This window comes from Streptomyces sp. BA2 (genome assembly GCF_009769735.1).
Taxonomy (GTDB): domain Bacteria; phylum Actinomycetota; class Actinomycetes; order Streptomycetales; family Streptomycetaceae; genus Streptomyces.
Genome location: NZ_WSRO01000002.1, coordinates 93,613 through 112,554 on the forward strand (window position 1 = coordinate 93,613; position 18,942 = coordinate 112,554).

The following is an 18,942-nucleotide window of genomic DNA, read 5'->3' on the forward strand; positions in this document are numbered from 1 at the left end:
CGTCCGGTCAGACGGGAAGCTCGGTGATGCTGAGGGCGAAGTCCAGGTTCCCCACCCCGTGGTTGGCCAGGCCCACCGTGACCACGCCCGCTCCTTCCAGCCAGTGCGCCATTGTCAGGCCGCCGACGTCCAGCGGGCGCAGCCCGAGGCTCTTGATGAACGCCTCCACACTTGCCTTGGCCCGCGCATTGTCGCCGGCGAGGAAGACGTCGGGCCGACCCTTTTCCAGGACATGGCGGAAGACGGTGTTGAACGCCTTCACCACGCTGGCGCTTGCGGGTGCCGTCTTGGCGACTTCCTGCGCGATCGAGGTCTGCTCGCGGTGGGCCAGCCCGTCGTGCGTGGAGTTGAAGGGGTTGCTGATGTCGACGATGACCTTGCCCGCGAGGGCTTCTCCGTACTGGGCGACGGCCGGTACGACGCCGTCGTGCAGCAGGGCGACGATGACGATGTCCCCGGCCGGGGCGGCGCCCCATTCTCCCGTCGTGGCGGCGCCGCCGAGCGTCTTGGCGAGGTCGGTGGCCTTGGACTGATCGCGGCCCATGATCTCGACGGTGTTGCCGCCCGCTATCGCCCGCGCGCCGATGGTGCGGGCCATGTTCCCGGTGCCGATGATGCTGATGTTGCTCATGAGGTGTCCTGTCCTGGTGCGTCTTGTTGGGTTCAGATGGCGGTGGTGCCGCCGTCGGCGACGAGTTCCATGCCGTTGACGTAGCTGGAGTCGTCGGAGGCGAGGAAGAGGGCGGCGGTGGCGATTTCGTCGGGGCGGCCCATCTGGCCGCGGGGGATGAGGGACTCGAACTGGCGCCTGGTGGCCTCGTCGAAGAGTTCTTCCTGCTTGGCGGTGGCGACCTGGCCGGGGGTCAGGACGTTGACGCGGATGCGGCGGTCCTTGAGCTCGTTGAGCCAGATGCGGGCCCAGGCCTGCTGGACGGCCTTGCTGCCGGCGTAGACGCTCCAGCCGGGGAAGGCGCCGAGGGAGGCGTTGGAGCCGGTCATGAGGATGGAGCCGCCGTCGTTGAAGAGCGGGAGGGCCTTTTGGACGGTGAACAGGGTGCCGCGGGCGTTGAGCCCGAACCAGGTGTCGAACTGGGCCTCGGTGATCTCGCCGAGCGGGGCGGGCGCGCCGCCGCCGGCGCTGGCCCACAACACGTCGAGGCTTCCCTTCTCCCGCTTGACGGTGTCGTACAGGCGGTCCAGGTCGTCGAGGTTGGCGGCGTCGCCCTGGACGCCGGTGACGTTGCGGCCGATCTGCTTCACGGCCTCGTCCAGGGCGTCCTGGCGGCGGCCGGTGATGAAGACGTGTGCTCCCTCGTCGACGAACAGCTTCGCGCCGGCCAGCGCCATGCCGGTGGTGCCGCCGGTGATGACCGCGACCTTGCCGTCGAGCTTTCCCATGGTCATTCCCTTGGGTCGGTGGTGCCGTGTGTGCCTGGGACGACGGAGTTAAGTACACCGCCTAGTGTGCTTAACGTACGCGGCGGGTGGCCGGGGCGCAAGCTATGTACACCGGTCGTTACCTAGCTGCGGTACGCTGGACCCATGACGGAGTTGGAGAAGGGCCCCACGGGCAGCCGCCGCGGCCGGGGCGCCCGCGAGCGCATCATCAGCGCGTCCCAGCAGTTGTTCCGCGAGCAGGGCATCAACCGCACCGGCATGAACGAGCTCTGTGCGGCGGCCGAGGTGTCCAAGCGCACGGCCTACCAGCACTTCACCGGCAAGGACGAACTCGTCGCCGAATACCTGCGACGGTTCGACCCCTCCGTTCTGTCCGGCGTGTTCGACCGCACCGACCTCACACCCCGCGAACGGCTCCTCGCTGCCTTCGACATCTCCCCAGACACACCCCTGTGCCCGTACATCGCTGCCGCCGTGGAGCTCCACGACCCCCAGCACCCCGCGTCCCAGTACGCACGCGACTACAAGAAGGCCGTTGCCGCGCGGCTCGCCGACACCGCCCGCGAAGCCGGCGCCGCCGACCCTGAACAGCTCGGCGAGCAGCTCGCCCTGCTCATCGATGGCGCCGCTGCCCGCACCCGGGTCCTCGACGCTGATGCCTTCCCCACCGCCGCCGCGATCGCCGCCGTCCTCATCGATAACGCTCTCCCCGCCACTGCGGGCCACAACCGCCGACGGGAGGGAGTGTCGAGTTGACCCGGCACTCCGGGCCGGGCTGGACTCGTTGCCGGTCACGCTGCTGCACCCGCTGGTAGGCGACACCCTTCGCCCGGCACCTGAACCGGACCTGCTGGCTTTTTACGGAACTGGCCGCCCGCTGAAGGCCGCAGTAGAAGCCGCTGGGGAGACCGGCGACCCGCGAGGATCCGCCGCCGTGGTCGGCCGGATAGATGCCGGCCCAGCAGGCTGCCGTAGTGGCTGAACAGCCTCAGCGCTCTGCCGGACGGCTCAATGGCGCCGGGGGCTTGTCCGTTGCGGGCCTTGCCCTCACCCTGCCACCGACACCCGATCGGTGGCCATGCTGAAAATGCTCACTGATCCGTACGGGGGCTCCGTCTTGCCCGGTCCTGTCGACGTAGCCCTCTGCCCCTTGGGTATTCCGCAAGTTCTCATAGCCGCACTTGCCAGTAGCGCGCAGCCGCGACCGTGTCCGCTCCTACGGCGCGGACCGGACCGTCGACTACACCGTGACCCCCGTTGTGCAGGCGCTGGCCGGGCAGCACTTCGACGTGGTGCTGCAGCTGACTCCCGCAAGACCCGAGGAGAACGCGCAGCTGGTGGACCTGGTCGCCGACGGCGGAGCCTTCGTCAGCATCACCACCCCCGGCCCGCAGGACGCCGGGCGCGGCGTGCGCACGGTGCACGTGTTCGTGCGCAGCGACGTCACCCAGCTCGCCGAACTGGTCGCCCGAATCGACGCAGGCGATCTGGCGATCGAGGTGGCCCAGCGGCTGCCCCTGGCCGACCTGGCCACGGTCCACGCCCGCGCCGCCGGCCGGTTCGCCCGAATCGCCGAGCTCGCCGCCCGCGTCGAGGGCGGAGACCTGGCCGAGCGGCTGCGCGCCGACCAGGGCGCGGTCCGCTCCCCGGCTGCCGCCGGAGAGCTGGCCGGCAAGACCGTCCTGACCCCCTGACCCGAGCGACGCCGACACCGGCCCCCTCAGCCCGGATCATGCATGCCAGGACGCTTATCGAGTTCGACATCCCGGCTGGCCTCCAAGGAGAGGCAAACTCTCTCTCGGCGCGATTGAGACAGTTGGCGTCCATATAAGGCGGCGCGCGTGTGACTCGGAGCTGGATCTGGTCAGACAACAAGCGAGACTGAGGCACCCGAACTGTTCCTACTGACCTTCCCGAAGGGTTGTCGGGGGTGACACGGCGGGTGCTTCGCGCTACGCCGATGTCATGCGGTATGCGCAAGGGGGTGGACTCAGGCCCCACGCTAGGAACTCCACGGCAGCCGACAGTCAACTCATGGCAGTCGACACAATCACGGATATTCGCACACCGACCCGCGTACAAACACGGCCTGGAAGATCAAACCGACTGCTGACCAACCACCGCCGCCCCACCACCCACTCACACCCCAGCAGATGCCCCGCCTGGCTACGGATGCGGGACAACAACGACGGCATACCTGATCGTGCTGCGCATGACTTCCCCCGAGAGACTCGACGGCAGTCGGCTGATCCAGGAGTACAGCACCAGCCGCGGGGCGTCGAAGCCGCTGGTCGCATACAAGTCCACGTCGGCATAGCTGGATTGACCCCAAAGCGGGCCCCGGAGCCTTTCGGAGTAATGCAGGTTCGTTTCCTCACTGTCCATACGGGTGAAGCACCGGTGCCCTCTGCGTTGAGTGGGCAATAAGGCCACGGCATGTTCCGTTCCCGCCCGGCAGAAAGACCCCTCGATGCGTTTTCGTTCCGCCTTCACAGCCGTTCTCGGCGCCGCCCTGCTCCTCGCCATGAACCCCGCTTCCGCCTCCGCCGCAACCGGCCAGTTCCGGTACGACTACGTCACCGACGAGGGCTACGACGTCACCGGCTTCCTCACCAACCCGCCCAACGAACAGTGCCTCACTCTTCCCGGCGTCGGCCAGGACAACCCCCAACCCGGCCACTCCCCCAAGAACCGCACCGACGCCTGGGCCACGGTCTTCAGCGAGCCCGACTGCCAGGGCGCGTTCTTCAAACTCCGCCCGCACACCGGCGGCGCTTCGGAGCGACTGAAGGTGCGCTCGGTCGTCTTCGACTGAGCGCATTCTCATCCGCCGATCTCCCTTCAGGGCCGACTCGCCGCCAGGGCGGGCGGCCCCGGGAGCGGGCCCGGCACAGTGTTGAGGCCGCCGAACACGGAGCCGGCCTCAAGGCACTTCTGAGGCAGTTCCTGACTGATCGGCCAGTCAGCTAGCCGACTGGCCGTGAGCCAGAGAAGAACCGGAAGCCCTGAACAGCCCCCTCACCGCCCATCAATGCCCGCCCCGCACAGAGGAGACCCCGTCAGGGGCGAGAACCCCGGGGACGGGCACACGCCGCCGCGCGAGGCCACCGCCACCGCATCGCGCGTCCGCGCCGCGAGTTGCAGCCACTCCGCCGCAACCGCCGCGAACCGGGGTCCCGCCGATCCGATGGGGCCGACAATCTTGGTCAAGTCGGCGCCGAAGTAGAAGGCCCCCGGCGTGTGCCCGGGAAGTTCGGTTCCGTTGAGTGATGGCGTGAGCCTGGCGTCTGTGAGATCCCCTGGGGCGGAGAGCACCGAGGCCGGCGCGATGTTCGCGGCCGCCGACCAGCCGCTCGCTCGTCTCCTCATCGGCCCGGGCCGGCCGGAGGTGACTTCACTGCTCGACCAGCCGCATCACAGGCCTTGTCCAAGCCGCATTCACCCTGCACCATGCCACCTCGACCGCAGGTCGAAAGTGCCTCACCGGCGGGTACGGTTGACGCCAAGTCGCCGCAGCTCGCACGAGTTTGACGGTGTGAAGGCGCTGGCTTGATCTTGTCTCGGCCCCGGTGAAAGAGTGTTCTTGTAGGTTGCATCCCGCATGTTTTCGCAGACAGGAACGTTTGTCATGAGCACTCTCGGGTTCGCCGGAAAGTCATCCGTCGCCCTCGCACTGGCCTGCGCGGCCACGTTGTTGATGCCCGCCACTCCGGCCGCCGCCTCGGACTGGGACCGGAACTGCTACAGCATCTCGGCCCCCTACAAGGGCATCAGCGAGATCATCGGCAAGGCCGGCAAGACCCGCAGCGGCTGCACGGACGCCACGATATCCCTGCAGCGTCACCGCTGGTACGGCTGGGAGGAGATGGACTGGACCCCGCTGGAGAGCGGCACCAAACTGGCGTATTGGAACTGCACGGGTTCTGGCACCTACACCTACAAAACGGTCGTGGGTGTCGACTCCAACCTCGCCACCTACGAGAGCGCCGAACGTCGCTTGACCTGCTGAGGGCAGGCGCGGCGGATTTTGCGAGATAGCCGGTGGCGGTGCGAAGTGACTGAGGATGCGATGAGCCGCAGACCTTGAGATCCCCAACAGCGACGCCACCTGCCGCAACGTGAATCGCGCCCCACTGCGGCATCGCCATCAACACCCCTCGTACAGGTCATCGGCGGGCACCCGCTGTCCGGCCGGATCCCGGTGCAGGGGCGGCAGGAAACATCGCCCTTCGCCTCTACACCGCCGACCGGGGCCACGTACGACGAAGGCAGAACGCGTCGCCGCCGGGACACAGGAAGGCCACCTGCCCGGTCCCAGCCAGCACTGCGGCGGCCGGCACAGCGGTCCTACGGACCCCATGCCCCCGCATCCAGATCTGAGTTCAACAGCTTCGGCTTGCTCAAGGGTTGGCTCGGTGCCGCCGGTCGCGGCGGCGACCATGGCACAGAATCTGGATCGGGCCTATGTGATCAGGAGGCCGCAAGAGCCGACTCACCCTCACGTCCTGGACCGCATCTTTCTGCGCCTCCGCCGCTGGGGTGGGGGCGCAGAAAGATGTCATGGGAGAAGAGGTGTGCCGAACTTCTCGACGGCCGCCGGTGTGACGGGGGTGAAGAAGTTGACCAGGTTGCCGTCGGGATCGCGGAACAGGAGCGAGCGGTTGCCCCACGGCAGCGTAGTGGGCTCGTTTACGAAGTCCTCCACGAAGCCGGTCAGGTTCTTGTGCACAGCGTCCACGTCGTCGACGAGAAATTCGAGGATGACGCTGTGGTTGTCGGACGGGCGGGCGGATCCGGGCGCGAACAGCGGAACCGTACGGGTGCTGCCAATGGCGAGGGTGGCCGAGGCGACCCTGAGTTCGGCGAAGTCCTCGTTGGCCCAGTCGGCGACCACGCCGGTGGCGCGCTCGTAGAAGTCGACGAGGCGGGCGACGTCGCTCGTGATGATGCGGACAGAGACAAATTTCATCGGTCTTCTCCTGGTCGATCCGTGCTTCTGACCTGAGACTATGACCAATACCGGGCGAAACCCGCCCGGTATTGTCGGGGAGACTTCCGCACATGCCTCGTCCCATCGCCCGCGTACTCACCCTCCTTGAGCTCCTGCAGTCGGGCGGCATCAGAACCGCGTCCGAACTCGCCGACCGTCTCGACGTCGACGAACGCACGGTGCGGCACTACGTCAGCCACCTCGTCGACCTCGATGTGCCCGTCGAAGCGGTCCGTGGCCGTTACGGCGGCTACCGGCTCTCCCCTGGCCACCGCATGCCTCCGCTGATGCTCGGCGACGACGAGGCGCTGGCCGTGCTGCTCGGCCTGGTCGCGGGTCGGCGCACCGGCCTGACGGCCGCCACCGGTACGGCGGGTGAGACGGCGACGGCCAAGATCCGCCGAGTACTGCCCGAGCGGCTGCGGCTCGGACTCGACGCCGTGCTCGCTTCCCTTGCCTTTACCGCTCAGCCCGGCGAAACAGTCGCCCCGGACTCGGAGGTCCTACTGCCGGTCGCCGACGCGGTGCACCACCACCGGCCGGTCTCGATCAGGTACACCGACGCGAGCGGCCGACCCAGCGAACGCACACTGCACCCTTATGGGCTCGTCGCCCACTCCGGCAAGTGGTACGTGACGGGGGCGGACCTTTCGACCGGCGGCCAGGACCGCACGTTTCGCCTGGACCGCGTCACCGACGTACGGGCCCTGCCGGGCTCGTTCGAGCCGCCCGCTGGACTCGACTCCGCCGAGCGCGTCCTGACAGGGCTCGCCACGGCTCCGTACCGGCATGCGGTGACCCTGCGCGTCCAAGGCACGACCGAGCACATTCACACCCGGCTTCCGCCGGGCGTCGCGCTCGTGGAGGAACTGCCGGCCCGGGAGACTCCGGACAGCACGGACCCGCCGGATGAGCCGTGGTCTCGCGTAGAGATGCGCGTGGACCGGCTCGACTGGCTGCCTGCCGTACTGGCCTCGCTGGACCGGCCCTTCGTCATCGAGCGCCCGGACGAGCTCCGCGACCTCGTCGAAGCCTTCGCCGAACGGCTCGTGCACTGCGCCCGGACCGAGCGCTCCTAGCGACCCGAGCCCGAGTCATCGAGGTGTCTCAACGGAAAGGGGCGGTGTTCCGGGCGACCCAGGCATCGAAGGGGCGTCGCGATCTGCGCCGCTTCCGTGCCCGCGGCATCCGCTGCCCCGTCGAACTCGACGAACCCGACGCTTCGTTCCTGGCTGACTGCCAACATTCCGCCCGCTTCGACCGGCCGCAGAGGACGGCGGCGGCCGTGAGCAGAGGGGCGGTGTGCTTGGGTTTCGTCATGCGGGTGAGCTTCGCCGGTCTCCCCCAGCAGCCACGTCCTCCCAACTGGTCCCTGTGAGTGGGGGTTTACCCTGAGCGATCGCCTCGGGGAATGGACACGGGGGCCGCCGCGTACGTGAGGGGCGGCCCTGTCCGGGTACTCGGAGACGGACATCAGGAGGACTCCATGCCGCTCACGTTCCGCAAGAGCTTCCGCATACTTCCCGGCGTACGGCTGAACATCAACAAGCGCTCGTGGTCCCTCACCACAGGCGGCCGCCACGGCCCCCGCCGCACCCACAGCAGCACCGGCCGGCGCACCACGTCGATGGACCTGCCGGGCCCGTTCGGCTGGCGGCGCACAACGAAGCGACGGTAAGAGGACAGCAGGTGAGCAGCCTTGAGTCGGCTCCGGACCTGCCCGGAAAAATTTGATCCCGCGACGCGCTGCGCCCTGTTACGGCCACGCACGCCAAGCGCTCGGCTAGAAACCCCAGCCGAGCGCTGCCGTCCCCGCAATCCGGCCGTTCTGACGGGTCTGCGTGGAAGGAGCGACGTTCAACGTGCACTCGCCGCACGGGAAAGGGCCCGCCCGCACCCTGAACCGTCGCCGCCCACCACCGCGGCGAGCGAGCCGACCCCGACCACTCCCCCGCCCGACCCGACCACCGCAGATCAGGCCACGGCGCAACCGGCCCGCCGATGACGGCTCGAAAGTGCGCACCCACCCATTTCAACCCATTTCTTGCGGCGATCGACCCATCGCCGATGTCGTCGCCGGGGCGCGGTCGAGCGGCCCAGGACCAGGCCGTGGACACTGAAGTGGTCGGCGAGCAGAGCGAGTTCGCTCGGGCGGTGGCCGTTCCGGGCTCGCCAGTTCGTACACTGACGAAGGTGGAGGATCATACGGCTACCAGGATCACTGCACGTCCAGCGCCCGCCTTGCGGCGGTACGTCGGCTCGTATGTCGGGTTCGACCTTCGCGGGTTCCCGGCGGGGGTGCACTGCGGTCCGCCGGGCCGGGTGCTCACTGCGGTGATCAGCCTGTCCGACCCTTTGGAGGTGGCGGCGGGCGTCGACGACGGGTCACCGGTCACCCGATTCGACAGCGTGGCCAGTGGTCTGATGTGCCGGTCCGTCGCGATCCACCACGACGGACGCCAACAAGGTGTGCGGGTGTCGCTGACACCGCTGGGGGCCCGGGCCGTCTATGGCATGCCCGCCGCTGCGCTCGCCCATCAACTCATCCCACTCGAGGAGCTTCTCGGAGGGCTTGGCGTCGAGTTGGTCGACCGGCTTCGAGCGGCGACAACATGGGCCGCGCGGTTCGCCGCGCTGGATGAGTTGCTCCTACGAGCCGTCGGCCGCGGAGGCGGTGATCGCGTGCCCCGGGAGGGGCCCGAGGTGGCCGAGGCGTGGCGCCGTCTCGTCGCCGCGCGAGGCCGCGCCCAGGTTGGGGCGCTCGCCGCAGAACTGGGCTGGAGCCGCCGCTACCTCACCGAGCGGTTTCGCGGTGAGGTGGGCCTGTCGCCCAAGACCTTCGCCCGCGTTCTGCGCTTCGAGCACGCCCACGCACTGGCAACAGTGCACGCTCCGCTCCCCTGGGCCGAGGTGGCGAACGTCTCCGGCTACGCCGACCAGGCCCACCTCGTCCGGGACTGGCGCGAGTTCACGGGCCGATCGCCGACAGCCTGGCGTCGCAGCGAAGTCCTCCTCGGGACCGGGTAGTCGCGGACCGGCTGCCCGCCGCCCCTACTTCCGTTCCCTTTTCTTCAAGACCACCCGATCCCCGTCCTGTGACGATCGTCAGCATGAGACTCGTCAACGACGAACGCAATGCCATCGACTTGCGGACCACCCCCGTGCACCTCGGACTGGGATCGAGAGCGAAACCCATCGAGGGCTTCGCCTGGAACCCGCAGGTGCTTCAGGCCTACAGCGCCGCGGTCGCAGCGGACGGCGCGGAGGGCCGGATAGTGGCGATCTTCGACGGCGACGGCGATGGCGACGGCCTCAGCGACCACTGGGAGCGCCACCCCTCCGGCGACGAACTGGTCATCTGCCTCAGCGGGTCGGTGACGGTCACCCGCGATGTGGACGCGGTGCCCGAGCGCGTGGTGCTCGGGCCTGGCGAGGCCACCGTCAACCCGGCCGGGGCATGGCACGCGGTCGACATGACGGGGCCGGCGTCCATCTTGACCATCACCGCCGGACTGGGCACCGACCACCGTCCCCGAACCGATACCCGCCCGACCGAGCACGTCGGCACGCCCGGCACGCAAGCGCCGTGACGACACGTGTCGCGTGCCTGGGCGACAGCCTCACCCGCGCGCAGCTCAGCGTCGACTACCTGGACCTTCTCAAGCGACGCCACCCTCCCGGCACCGTGCGGCTCGCCCGCTTCGGCGCCAACGGCGACTTCGTCTACAACCTCTCGCGGCGCCTCGATGCCGTCGTCGCAGATCCGCCTGATGTGATCACCGTGTTGATCGGGACCAACGACGCCCGAGCGAGCCTCGCCGGCTACCCCGTCGAGCGGGCCATGAAGCGCAAGCAGCTGCCCGAGCGCCCGTCGGCCGGCTGGTTCCAGCAGTGCCTGGGAGCCGTCGTCGAACGGCTGCGAACGGAGACCGACGCGACGATCGGTCTGCTGTCGCTCCCGGTCCTCGGCCAACAACTCGACGGAGCGGCGGCGCAAGCATCGCAGGCGTACAGCCGGATGATCGCCGAGGTTGCCACCACCAACGAGGCGACCTACCTTCCGCTCCACGAACGCCAGATCGAGGAACTACGCCAAGCGGACCCGGCGCCGATCCCATACCGGGAGCTGACGCCCGCTGCGGGCGTCAGCGTCCTCGTCCGGCACGCCGTGCTGCGCCGCAGCCTCGACACGATCTCGCGACGCCGGGGGCTCGTGCTCACAACCGATCACATCCACCAGAACAGCCGCGGCGCCGCCCTTGTCGCCGAGGTCATCGACAACTGTCTGCCGCCCCAGAGCACATAGCCGGTTCATGAGGAGTCGACGTCGCACTCGACATTGTGGCCGGCGAGTTGGTGACTGAGGGGCCGCCGCTGCTGCGCGAAGGAGGCCGGTGGCCCACTCGTCATCCGACAGTTCACGGCGGCGTATCTCAAGCGTCAGATGTTCGGCCGAGCCGGCTTCGAACTCCTCCGCAAGCACGCCCTCCTCGCTCAGCGATCGCACTGTCGGCGCCTGATGCGAAGATCCCCGCGAATCGACGAAGGGGGTACGAAGGGGGTAGCTCTTGCTGAGGAAGATCGTGGTTCACACCGTGAGTTGCTAGCGGTGCTGGTCGGGGGTGGGTAGACGCGGAGCCGTCCTCCACCCACTCATCTCCAGGGACGAAGTACCAGCGCACGCCACCGCCGGAGGCGTTCCTGCGGTGAGTCGGGAACCTCCGGGTGCTCGAGGGCGTTCGTGTCAATGACGACCGGGCGAGCCGTGTCGTCGGCTCACAGTGCCCAACTGCTGGTTCCGTACAACGACTTGAGCGGGGGCAAGAGGCGTGCAGCACCACCACGCTCACCCCACGCGTCCGGCCGCCGTCGTTCTCGCCGCGCTCCTCGCGGCCCTGACCTTCCTCCTGCCGGCGTCGGCCAAATCGGTGGCCGCGCCCCGCCCGTCCTCGACGGGCACGGCCGCGACGGTGACCGCGCAGGCATCCGCGACCGTCCACGCGCAGCGAACCGTCACCGTGGCGCACCCCCTGCTCGGCCACGCCGAGGCCGTGCCCTACCCGTTCCACGGTTTCCTGCGCCCTGGCGCCGGGGACGCGGCCCCGCACCGCTCCGTCGGCGGCCCCGCCGTGGCCGTGGCGACCTCGGCCACAGGAGCGAGCCAGGACGCCGACGCCCATCGCCCGCGTGGCCCACCGTCCCGATGGAGCACCGAAGTCCATATCGACGCCTGACCGTTCGACACCGCGCCCGGGGCAGACGTCGACTCCGTCTGCCTGCCCATCGTGGAGAACTCATGTCTCGCGCACAGATGTGGCGGGCGATCGTCGCCCTAGGCGTGATCGCCGCCTCACTCTTCTTCGCTCTCACCCAATCCGCCCGCCTCGGCCTCGACCTGCGCGGCGGCACCCAGATCGTCCTGGAGACCAAGAACTCACCCGTCGTCGAGGCGGATGCCGAATCGACCCAGCGGGCCCTGGAGGTGCTCCGTCAGAGGGTCGACGCTCTCGGTGTGTCCGAGCCGAGCCTGTACCGGTCCGGGCAGCAGCGGATCATCGTCGAACTGCCCGGCGTGCAGGACCCGCGTGAGGCGGCCGACGTCATCGGCCGCACCGCGCAGTTGACCGTCCACCCCGTCCAGGGCGCGACGGACCAGCAGGACGAGAACAAGGGGAAGCCGGCCAAGGACGGCTCGCGCACCCTGGCCGTCCCCGACCGGAAGGGCGCGTTCCTCCAGCTTGGGCCCACCGCCCTCACCGGCGAGGGCGTCAAGGACGCCGAAGCGGTGCTCGACCAGCAGAAGATGTCGGGCTGGATGGTCGACCTCACCTTCCGCGGCCAGGCGGACAAGGACTGGGCACGGGTCACCGGGGCGGCGGCCTGTGCCCCGCAGGGCGCCCCCGAGCGGCGCGTCGCCATCGTCCTGGACGGCAAGATCCTCTCGGCGCCCGGCGTCAGCGCGGATGTGGCGTGCAAGGTCGGCATCTCCGGCGGCTCCACGCAGATCACCGGCGGCTTCGGCCAGGACGAGGCCCGCGATCTGGCCGCGCTCGTCAAGGGGGGTGCGCTGCCGGTGCCCGTAGAGGTCATGGAGCAGCGCACCGTCGGCCCCACGCTCGGTGCCGACGCCATCGCCGCCAGCACCCAGGCCGCGGTCATCGGACTCACCCTGACGGGGCTGTTCATCCTCGTCGTCTACCGGCTGCTGGGCGCCCTGGCCACCATCGCGCTCGCGCTGTACGGGCTGATCTCCTATGCCGCTCTGGTCGCCTTGGGGGCGACCCTGACACTGCCCGGACTCGCCGGTTTCGTCCTGGCGATCGGCATGGCTGTGGATGCGAACGTGCTGGTCTTCGAGCGTGCCCGCGAGGAATATCTGGGAGTGCGCACCCTGAATCCGGCCTCGGCGCATCTGGACAAGCCGCTGCGCACCGGCTTCGGCAAGGCGTGGAGCGCGGTCGTCGACTCGAATGTGACCACCCTGCTCGCGGCCGGGCTGCTCTTCTTCTTCGCCACCGGCCCTGTCAAAGGCTTCGGTGTCACACTCTCCATCGGTGTCCTCGTCTCGATGATCTCGGCCCTGGTGATTACCCGGGTCCTCGCCGACTTCGCGATCGGGCGGCGCTTCGTACGCAACCGGCCCGGCCTGACGGGCATCACCTCCACCGGCCGGGTACGAGCCTGGCTCGCACACCGCACCCCCCGCCTGGTGCACCACCGGCGTCGCCGGCTCGGCGTCAGCGCGCTGCTGATCGTGGTTGCCGTCGCCGGAATCGGCCTGCGCGGCCTGCACTTCGGGGTGGAGTTCACCGGCGGGCGCCTGGTGGAGTACAGCACCAGCAGGCCCGTGGACGTGGACGCGGCCCGCACGGCGGTCACGGACGCCGGGTTCCCGCGCGCGGTGGTGCAGGAGTCGGGGGCCGGGGACATCTCCGTACGCACCGGTGAGCTGAGCAACGACCAGCAGCACACGATCAAATCGGCGCTGGCGAAGGAGGGCGGCGAAGTCACCGTCGAGCGCGACGAGCTGATCGGGCCGAGCCTGGGTGACGAGCTGCGCCGGCACGCGCTCATCGCGCTCGGCATCGCCGTAGCCGCCCAGCTGGTCTACCTCAGTGTGCGGTTCCGGTGGACGTTCGCCGCCGCGGCGGTACTGGCGATGGTGCACGACGTGCTGCTCGTGGTGGGTCTGTTCGCCTGGCTCGGCAAGCCCGTGGACAGCATCTTCCTGGCGGCCCTGCTCACGGTCATCGGGTACTCCGTCAACGACACCGTCGTCGTCTTCGACCGGGTACGCGAGGCGCGCCGCCGCGATCCGGCGGCAGACCTGGAAACCACCGCGAACAAGGCCGTCATCCAGACGCTGCCGCGCACGGTGAACACCGGTATGGGCGCACTGTTCATCCTGGCCGCCCTGGCCGTGCTCGGCGGCGACTCGCTCGCGGACTTCTCCATGGCGCTGATCGCCGGCGTGCTGATCGGTATGGCGTCGACGGTGTTCACGGCCGTGCCGATCGCCGTGCAGCTCGAGGGCAGCCGCCCGGCGCCGCCGGTGCACCCCAAGCGCGGCGAGGACAACGGAGCGCGGAGCCCGCTGGAGCGACGCGGACGGGCGCGGGATTCCGGCGCCGTGGTGTGAGCGGGAGGTGAGAGGGCGCGCGACGAGCGGTGAGTCGCCCCCCTACCGCCGGCCACCGGCCACCTGAAGGCGGGTCCCCACCCTGCCACCGGCCACCTGAAGACGGGTTCAGGTGGCTTCAGGTTGTCTTCAGGATCACTCCGTCACTGTGGATCTTGTCGAGCCCACCGCCTCGCACCAACCGACGCGCCGTCAATTGGCGTGCCAGGAGGAACTTTCCGATATGCAGCCCCTCATCGATCACGCCCGGTCCTTCCACCTACAGTCCGCGGCACGACCCGAGGAGTTTGCCCGACTGGCCGAGGGCCAGTCCCCGCAGGTTCTGTTCATCACCTGTTCCGACTCCCGGGTCGTCCCCTCATTGATCACCGGGGCCCGTCCTGGTGATCTCTTCGAGCTGCGGACCGCGGGCAACATCGTCCCTCCGTACGCCTCCGAGCAGCCCACGGGCGAGGCGGCCACCATCGAGTACGCGGTGGAGGTGCTCGGAGTCCAGGACATCGTCGTCTGCGGCCACTCGCACTGCGGCGCGGTGGGCGCGCTGCTACGCGGTGACGACCTGACCTCCGTCCCCGCGGTGCGCGACTGGCTCGCGTACGCGACGCCCCGGCCCGACGGGGTGGTGGAAGACCCGGCCGTCGCCCAGGCCGTGCAGAACCACGTGCTGACACAGCTGTTGCGACTTCGTTCCCATCCTTACGTCGAAAGCCGCCTCGCGCAGAACCAACTCCGCCTGCACGGTTGGTTCTACGAAGTGCACACGGGGTCAGTACTGGCCCATGACGTGCACGGCGACACCTTCCAGGCCCTGTGAGCGCGACCGTGGACCACCGGACGAAATTCCCTCATCTGCGGCAGGACTTCGCCGCCTCGCTCGTCGTGTTCCTGGTCGCCCTGCCACTGTGCGTGGGCGTCGCCGTGGCCTCCGGTGTGCCGGCCGAACTGGGCCTGATCACCGGCATCGTGGGCGGTCTGGTCACCGGCATGATGCGCGGCAGCAGCTTCCAGGTCTCGGGCCCTGCCGCCGGACTGACCGTTCTGGTCTTCGAGGCCGTGCAGGAATTCGGGCTGCCCGCACTCGGGGTGATCGTGCTCGCGTCCGGCCTTCTCCAACTGGCCATGGGAGCCTTCAGGCTGGGGAGCTGGTTCCGGGCCATCTCGGTCTCGGTCGTCGAGGGCATGCTCGCCGGCATCGGACTCGTGATCATCGCGGGCCAGTTGTACGCGGCGGCCGGCATGACGGCCCCGGCCTCGGGCCTGGGCAAGATCTCCGGGCTGCCCCGGGCACTGGTCGCTGCCGCCGGGAGCAGTACTGCCCTCGCATCCCTCGCTCTCGGCGCGGGCACCATCGCCGTCATGCTGGTGTGGAAGCGGCTGCCGCGGCCCGTACGGTCCGTTCCGGCGGCGCTCGCCGCGGTCGCGCTGGCCACACTGGCCTCTGTGGCATTCGCCATGCCGGTCGACACGGTCGAGGTGCAAGGGCTGGCCGGCTCCATTCAACTGCCAGGGCTCGACGCCATCGGTGGGCTCGCCGACGTGAGCGTGCTCGGGACAGTTCTGGCCTTCACCCTGATCGCGTCGGCCGAGAGCCTGTTCAGCGCGGCGGCCGTGGACCGGCTGCACGACGGGCCGCGCACCGAGTACGACAAGGAGCTCATCGCCCAGGGCACAGGCAACGTCGTGAGCGGGTTCCTCGGCGCGCTGCCGATGACCGCGGTCATCGTGCGCAGCTCCGCCAACGTCCAGGCAGGCGCGCGGACCAAGGCCTCGCGCGTCCTTCATGGCGTATGGCTGCTGCTGTTCGCGGCGTTGCTCCCCTTCGCACTGGCGCTCATCCCGATCCCGGCCCTCGCGGGCATCCTCGTCCATGCGGGGTGGAAGCTCATCCCGCTGCGTTCGACAGTGACGCTGTGGCGCGCGCACCGGGGCGAGGCGCTGATCCTGGTGGTCACCGCGGTGGCGATCGTCGCGGTGAACATGTTCGAGGGTGTTCTGATCGGCCTGGCGCTGTCCGTGGCGAAGACTGCCTGGCAGGCCTCGCACATCAAGCTGGAGGTCACCGACAAGGGCGCCGGCCCCATCGAGGCGTGCCTGACGGGCAATGCGACCTTCCTGCGGCTGCCGAAGATCCTCGACAGCCTGGAGGCGCTGCCTCAGGACCGTCCCATCCGGCTGGATCTCTCGGGCCTGCACCACCTCGACCACGCATGCGGGACGGCGCTGGAGAACTGGTCGGCGCGGCACAGTGCGGCCGGGACCGAGCCGGTGGAGGTCACTGAGATGCCATTGGAGCGGGCAACGTCCGGCTGACGCACCCTCTCGCGGGAGCGTAGCGTCCCTCGCTCGAGCCCCTGCCTGACGTGGCGGGGCCCGAGAGAGGGACGCTGGTCGGCGATCGGGGCTCAGGTTCCGGGCGCCTCGGAGTGTCCTGGTTTCGCCGCTCCCCCCCCCAGCGCCGGAAAAGCGGTTCGACCGCGGGGCTTGCGGTGGGACGGTGGATTGTGCTTCTGCCACTGGGGGCCGTGTGGGGACGTCGCAGTCGAAGGTCGATAGGCGAACTCGTCACAGGACACCTTGTCGGTGGAGCTCATCTCGGTGGCCTTGGTGGCAAATCCGGGTTGCCGTAGGTGGCTGCCCAGCCGTCAGGGCAGATCACCTTCCGGTTGTCGTCCGGATTGCGGTTGTGCTGGTTCTTGTCTGCGGAGGGCAGGAAGACATCCGCAAGGCCCGAGCTGTCGTCATTTTCGTCAGTTGCTACGCAAGTTTCGACCCAACTCTTGACAGGTGCACCCCGCTACAGCACTTTGGGAGCGCTCCCACGACTTCAAGGCTTGCACCATCTCCCACCAGAGCCGCGGGGAGGAGACGGAGCGCCGTGACCGGTTGGACCCCCGTCGCAGGGCTTCGGTGACACCCGAGCATCCCCCTCCCGCATTCGGAGAGAGGAACCAGCATGACGCTGGCGCCCATAACCCCCGCCCGAAGACGGGCGTCTCGGAGCATCGCCGCCCTGATCGCCACCCTCGCCCTCGCGGCGGCCGCGATCGGGCTCACGCCTTCGCCGGCGTCCGCGGCCGAGCCGCCGACGCTGCATCAGCTCGCCGACGCCAAGGGCAGGTACTTCGGCTCGGCGACCGACAACGGGGAACTGTCCGACGCCCCGTACACCCAGATCCTGGGTTCCCAGTTCGGGCAGATCACCCCCGGCAACTCCATGAAGTGGGACAGCACCGAGCGCACCCAGGGGCAGTTCAGCTTCTCGGGCGGCGACCAGATCGTGGACTTCGCCCAGGCGCACGGCCAGAGCGTTCGCGGCCACACCCTGGTGTGGCACAGCCAGTTACCCGGCTGGGTGGGGCAGCTGCCCGCCTCACAGGTGCGCCCCGCCATGGAGAACCACATCGCCAATGTCGCCGGCCACTATCGCGGCAAGGTGTTCGCCTGGGACGTCGTCAACGAGCCCTTCAACGAGGACGGCAGCTTCCGCAACTCGCCGTTCCACAACGCCATGGGTAAGGATTTCATCGCCCACGCCCTGCGCGCCGCCCGGGCCGCCGACCCCGACGCCAAGCTGTACATCAACGACTACAACGTCGAGGGACTCGGCTCGAAGAGCGACGCCCTCTACGCCCTCGCCCGCGACCTGAAGGCGGCGGGCGTGCCGCTCGACGGTGTCGGGCTGCAGGCGCATCTGGCGATCCAGTACGGATTCCCGAACCAGATGCGGCAGAACATCCAGCGCTTCGCCGACCTCGGCCTCGACGTGGCCGTCACCGAGCTCGACGTGCGGATGCAGTTGCCGGAGGACTCGGCGAAGGAGGCCACCCAGGCCGAGTACTACCGCCGGGTCACCGAGGCCTGCCTGGCCGTCACCCGGTGCGTCGGGATCACGGTCTGGGACTACACCGACAAGTACTCCTGGATCCCCGGCGTCTTCGACGGCGAGGGCTCGGCCCTCCCGTGGGACGGGAACCTGCAGCCCAAGCCCGTCGTCATGGACGCGATCCGTAAGGCCCTCGGCGACACCGGCGCGGTCGACACCCAGGCCCCGAGCGTGCCGTCGGGGCTGCGGGTGACCGGCACCACCTCGGCCTCCGTCTCCCTGGCGTGGAACGCCGCCACCGACGACACGGGCGTCACCGGGTACGACGTCTACCGCGGCGGCACGAAGGTGGGGACGGCCTCCGGTACGTCCTTCACCGACAGCGGGCTCGCCGCCTCCACCGCGTACGCCTACACGGTGCGGGCCCGCGACGCCGCCGGGAACGTCTCGGCGCAGTCCGCCCCGGTGAGCGCGACGACGCAGCCGGCGGGGACGGGCGGCGGCGCCCTGAAGGTCCAGTACAAGAACAACGACCAGTCCGCCGGCGACAACTCGATCAAGCCCGGGCTACAACTGGTCAACACCGGCGACTCGGCCGTCGATCTCTCCGAGGTGACCGTCCGCTACTACTTCAGCAGCGGGTCCGGCGCCACGACGTACAACACCTGGTGCGACTGGGCGGTGCTCGGCTGCGGGACGCTCACGCACCGGGTCGTCGCGATGAGCAGCCCGAAGGCCGGCGCCGACCACTACCTGGAGGTGGGCTTCGCCGCCACGGCGGGCAGCCTCGCCCCGGGGGCCTCGAGCGGCGAGGCACAACTGCGGTTCAACAAGAGCGACTGGTCGAACTTCAGCGAGGCCGACGACTACAGCCGCGGTACGAACACCTCCTTCGCGGACGCGCCGAAGATCACCGTCCACCTCGACGGCCGGACGGTCTACGGCACCACCCCCTGAACCGCGGTCCGGGCGGCCGGCCCCGCCCGCCCGGACCGTTTCGGCGGCACCACCACCACTCCCACCCGGACCCCCTCTTGGAGGACCTGTGTCCGCACACCCCGAAGTGCCCGAAAGATCCGAAAGATCCGCGTT

At 69.2% G+C, this 18,942-nt stretch carries 17 protein-coding genes; 14 read left to right on the forward strand and 3 right to left on the reverse strand.

Annotation, left to right across the window (positions count from 1 at the left end):
• Positions 1 to 7: 7 nt before the first annotated feature.
• Together E5671_RS03030 and E5671_RS03035 are read right to left on the reverse strand one after the other, a co-directional pair.
• The gene (locus tag E5671_RS03030) at positions 8 to 631 is read right to left on the reverse strand and encodes an NADPH-dependent F420 reductase (RefSeq protein ID WP_160502315.1); all 624 of its coding nucleotides are present in this window, start codon (positions 629 to 631) and stop codon (positions 8 to 10) included.
• A gap of 32 nt (positions 632 to 663) precedes the next feature.
• Entirely contained in the window at positions 664 to 1,398 is a 735-nt protein-coding gene (locus E5671_RS03035; protein WP_160502316.1) for an SDR family NAD(P)-dependent oxidoreductase, read from the reverse strand.
• A 144-nt stretch (positions 1,399 to 1,542) separates the two neighbouring features.
• Here E5671_RS03035 and E5671_RS03040 point away from each other — a divergent pair, with 144 nt between their 5' ends.
• The 4 genes from E5671_RS03040 (at position 1,543) to E5671_RS03055 (ending at position 5,407) form a co-directional block, all read left to right on the forward strand.
• Entirely contained in the window at positions 1,543 to 2,154 is a 612-nt protein-coding gene (locus E5671_RS03040) for a TetR/AcrR family transcriptional regulator (protein WP_030574250.1), read from the forward strand.
• 425 nt (positions 2,155 to 2,579) lie between these two features.
• Entirely contained in the window at positions 2,580 to 3,092 is a 513-nt protein-coding gene (locus tag E5671_RS03045; protein WP_237330069.1) for a zinc-binding dehydrogenase, read from the forward strand.
• Positions 3,093 to 3,868: 776 nt separating this feature from the next.
• The gene (locus E5671_RS03050) at positions 3,869 to 4,213 is read left to right on the forward strand and encodes a hypothetical protein (protein WP_160502317.1); all 345 of its coding nucleotides are present in this window, start codon (positions 3,869 to 3,871) and stop codon (positions 4,211 to 4,213) included.
• An 813-nt stretch (positions 4,214 to 5,026) separates the two neighbouring features.
• Positions 5,027 to 5,407 carry a hypothetical protein gene (locus tag E5671_RS03055; protein ID WP_237330070.1) on the forward strand — a complete coding sequence of 127 codons (381 nt, stop codon included), beginning with the start codon at positions 5,027 to 5,029 and terminating at the stop codon, positions 5,405 to 5,407.
• 549 nt (positions 5,408 to 5,956) lie between these two features.
• Here E5671_RS03055 and E5671_RS03060 read toward each other — a convergent pair.
• Positions 5,957 to 6,367, reverse strand: a complete 411-nt coding sequence (locus E5671_RS03060) for a VOC family protein (protein WP_160502318.1) — start codon at positions 6,365 to 6,367, stop codon at positions 5,957 to 5,959.
• 92 nt (positions 6,368 to 6,459) lie between these two features.
• Between E5671_RS03060 and E5671_RS03065 the strand changes: the two genes are divergently transcribed.
• From E5671_RS03065 to E5671_RS03110, 10 genes are all read left to right on the forward strand, one after another.
• Complete coding sequence (locus E5671_RS03065; RefSeq protein ID WP_160502319.1) at positions 6,460 to 7,467, forward strand: helix-turn-helix transcriptional regulator; 1,008 nt, start codon at positions 6,460 to 6,462, stop codon at positions 7,465 to 7,467.
• A 407-nt stretch (positions 7,468 to 7,874) separates the two neighbouring features.
• Positions 7,875 to 8,066, forward strand: a complete 192-nt coding sequence (locus tag E5671_RS03070) for a DUF4236 domain-containing protein (RefSeq protein ID WP_160502320.1) — start codon at positions 7,875 to 7,877, stop codon at positions 8,064 to 8,066.
• A gap of 515 nt (positions 8,067 to 8,581) precedes the next feature.
• Positions 8,582 to 9,415: a helix-turn-helix domain-containing protein gene (locus tag E5671_RS03075; protein ID WP_160502321.1), complete on the forward strand. Its 834-nt coding sequence runs from the start codon at positions 8,582 to 8,584 to the stop codon at positions 9,413 to 9,415.
• Positions 9,416 to 9,498: 83 nt separating this feature from the next.
• On the forward strand, positions 9,499 to 9,978 hold the full coding sequence (locus E5671_RS03080; protein ID WP_160502322.1) for a cupin domain-containing protein: 480 nt from the start codon (positions 9,499 to 9,501) through the stop codon (positions 9,976 to 9,978).
• Complete coding sequence (locus E5671_RS03085; RefSeq protein ID WP_160502323.1) at positions 9,975 to 10,694, forward strand: GDSL-type esterase/lipase family protein; 720 nt, start codon at positions 9,975 to 9,977, stop codon at positions 10,692 to 10,694. The genes E5671_RS03080 and E5671_RS03085 overlap by 4 nt, the downstream gene beginning before the upstream one ends.
• A gap of 523 nt (positions 10,695 to 11,217) precedes the next feature.
• Positions 11,218 to 11,622 carry a hypothetical protein gene (locus E5671_RS03090; protein WP_160502324.1) on the forward strand — a complete coding sequence of 135 codons (405 nt, stop codon included), beginning with the start codon at positions 11,218 to 11,220 and terminating at the stop codon, positions 11,620 to 11,622.
• A gap of 62 nt (positions 11,623 to 11,684) precedes the next feature.
• Positions 11,685 to 14,027 (forward strand): protein translocase subunit SecD, encoded by a 2,343-nt coding sequence (gene secD, locus E5671_RS03095; RefSeq protein WP_160502325.1) that lies wholly within the window; start codon positions 11,685 to 11,687, stop codon positions 14,025 to 14,027.
• Positions 14,028 to 14,250: 223 nt separating this feature from the next.
• Positions 14,251 to 14,841 (forward strand): carbonic anhydrase, encoded by a 591-nt coding sequence (locus E5671_RS03100; protein ID WP_160502326.1) that lies wholly within the window; start codon positions 14,251 to 14,253, stop codon positions 14,839 to 14,841.
• A complete protein-coding gene (locus E5671_RS03105) occupies positions 14,838 to 16,337 on the forward strand; it encodes a SulP family inorganic anion transporter (protein WP_443032558.1) in 1,500 nt (499 codons plus the stop codon). The genes E5671_RS03100 and E5671_RS03105 overlap by 4 nt, the downstream gene beginning before the upstream one ends.
• A 643-nt stretch (positions 16,338 to 16,980) precedes the next feature.
• Complete coding sequence (locus E5671_RS03110; protein ID WP_160502327.1) at positions 16,981 to 18,807, forward strand: endo-1,4-beta-xylanase; 1,827 nt, start codon at positions 16,981 to 16,983, stop codon at positions 18,805 to 18,807.
• Positions 18,808 to 18,942: the final 135 nt, after the last annotated feature.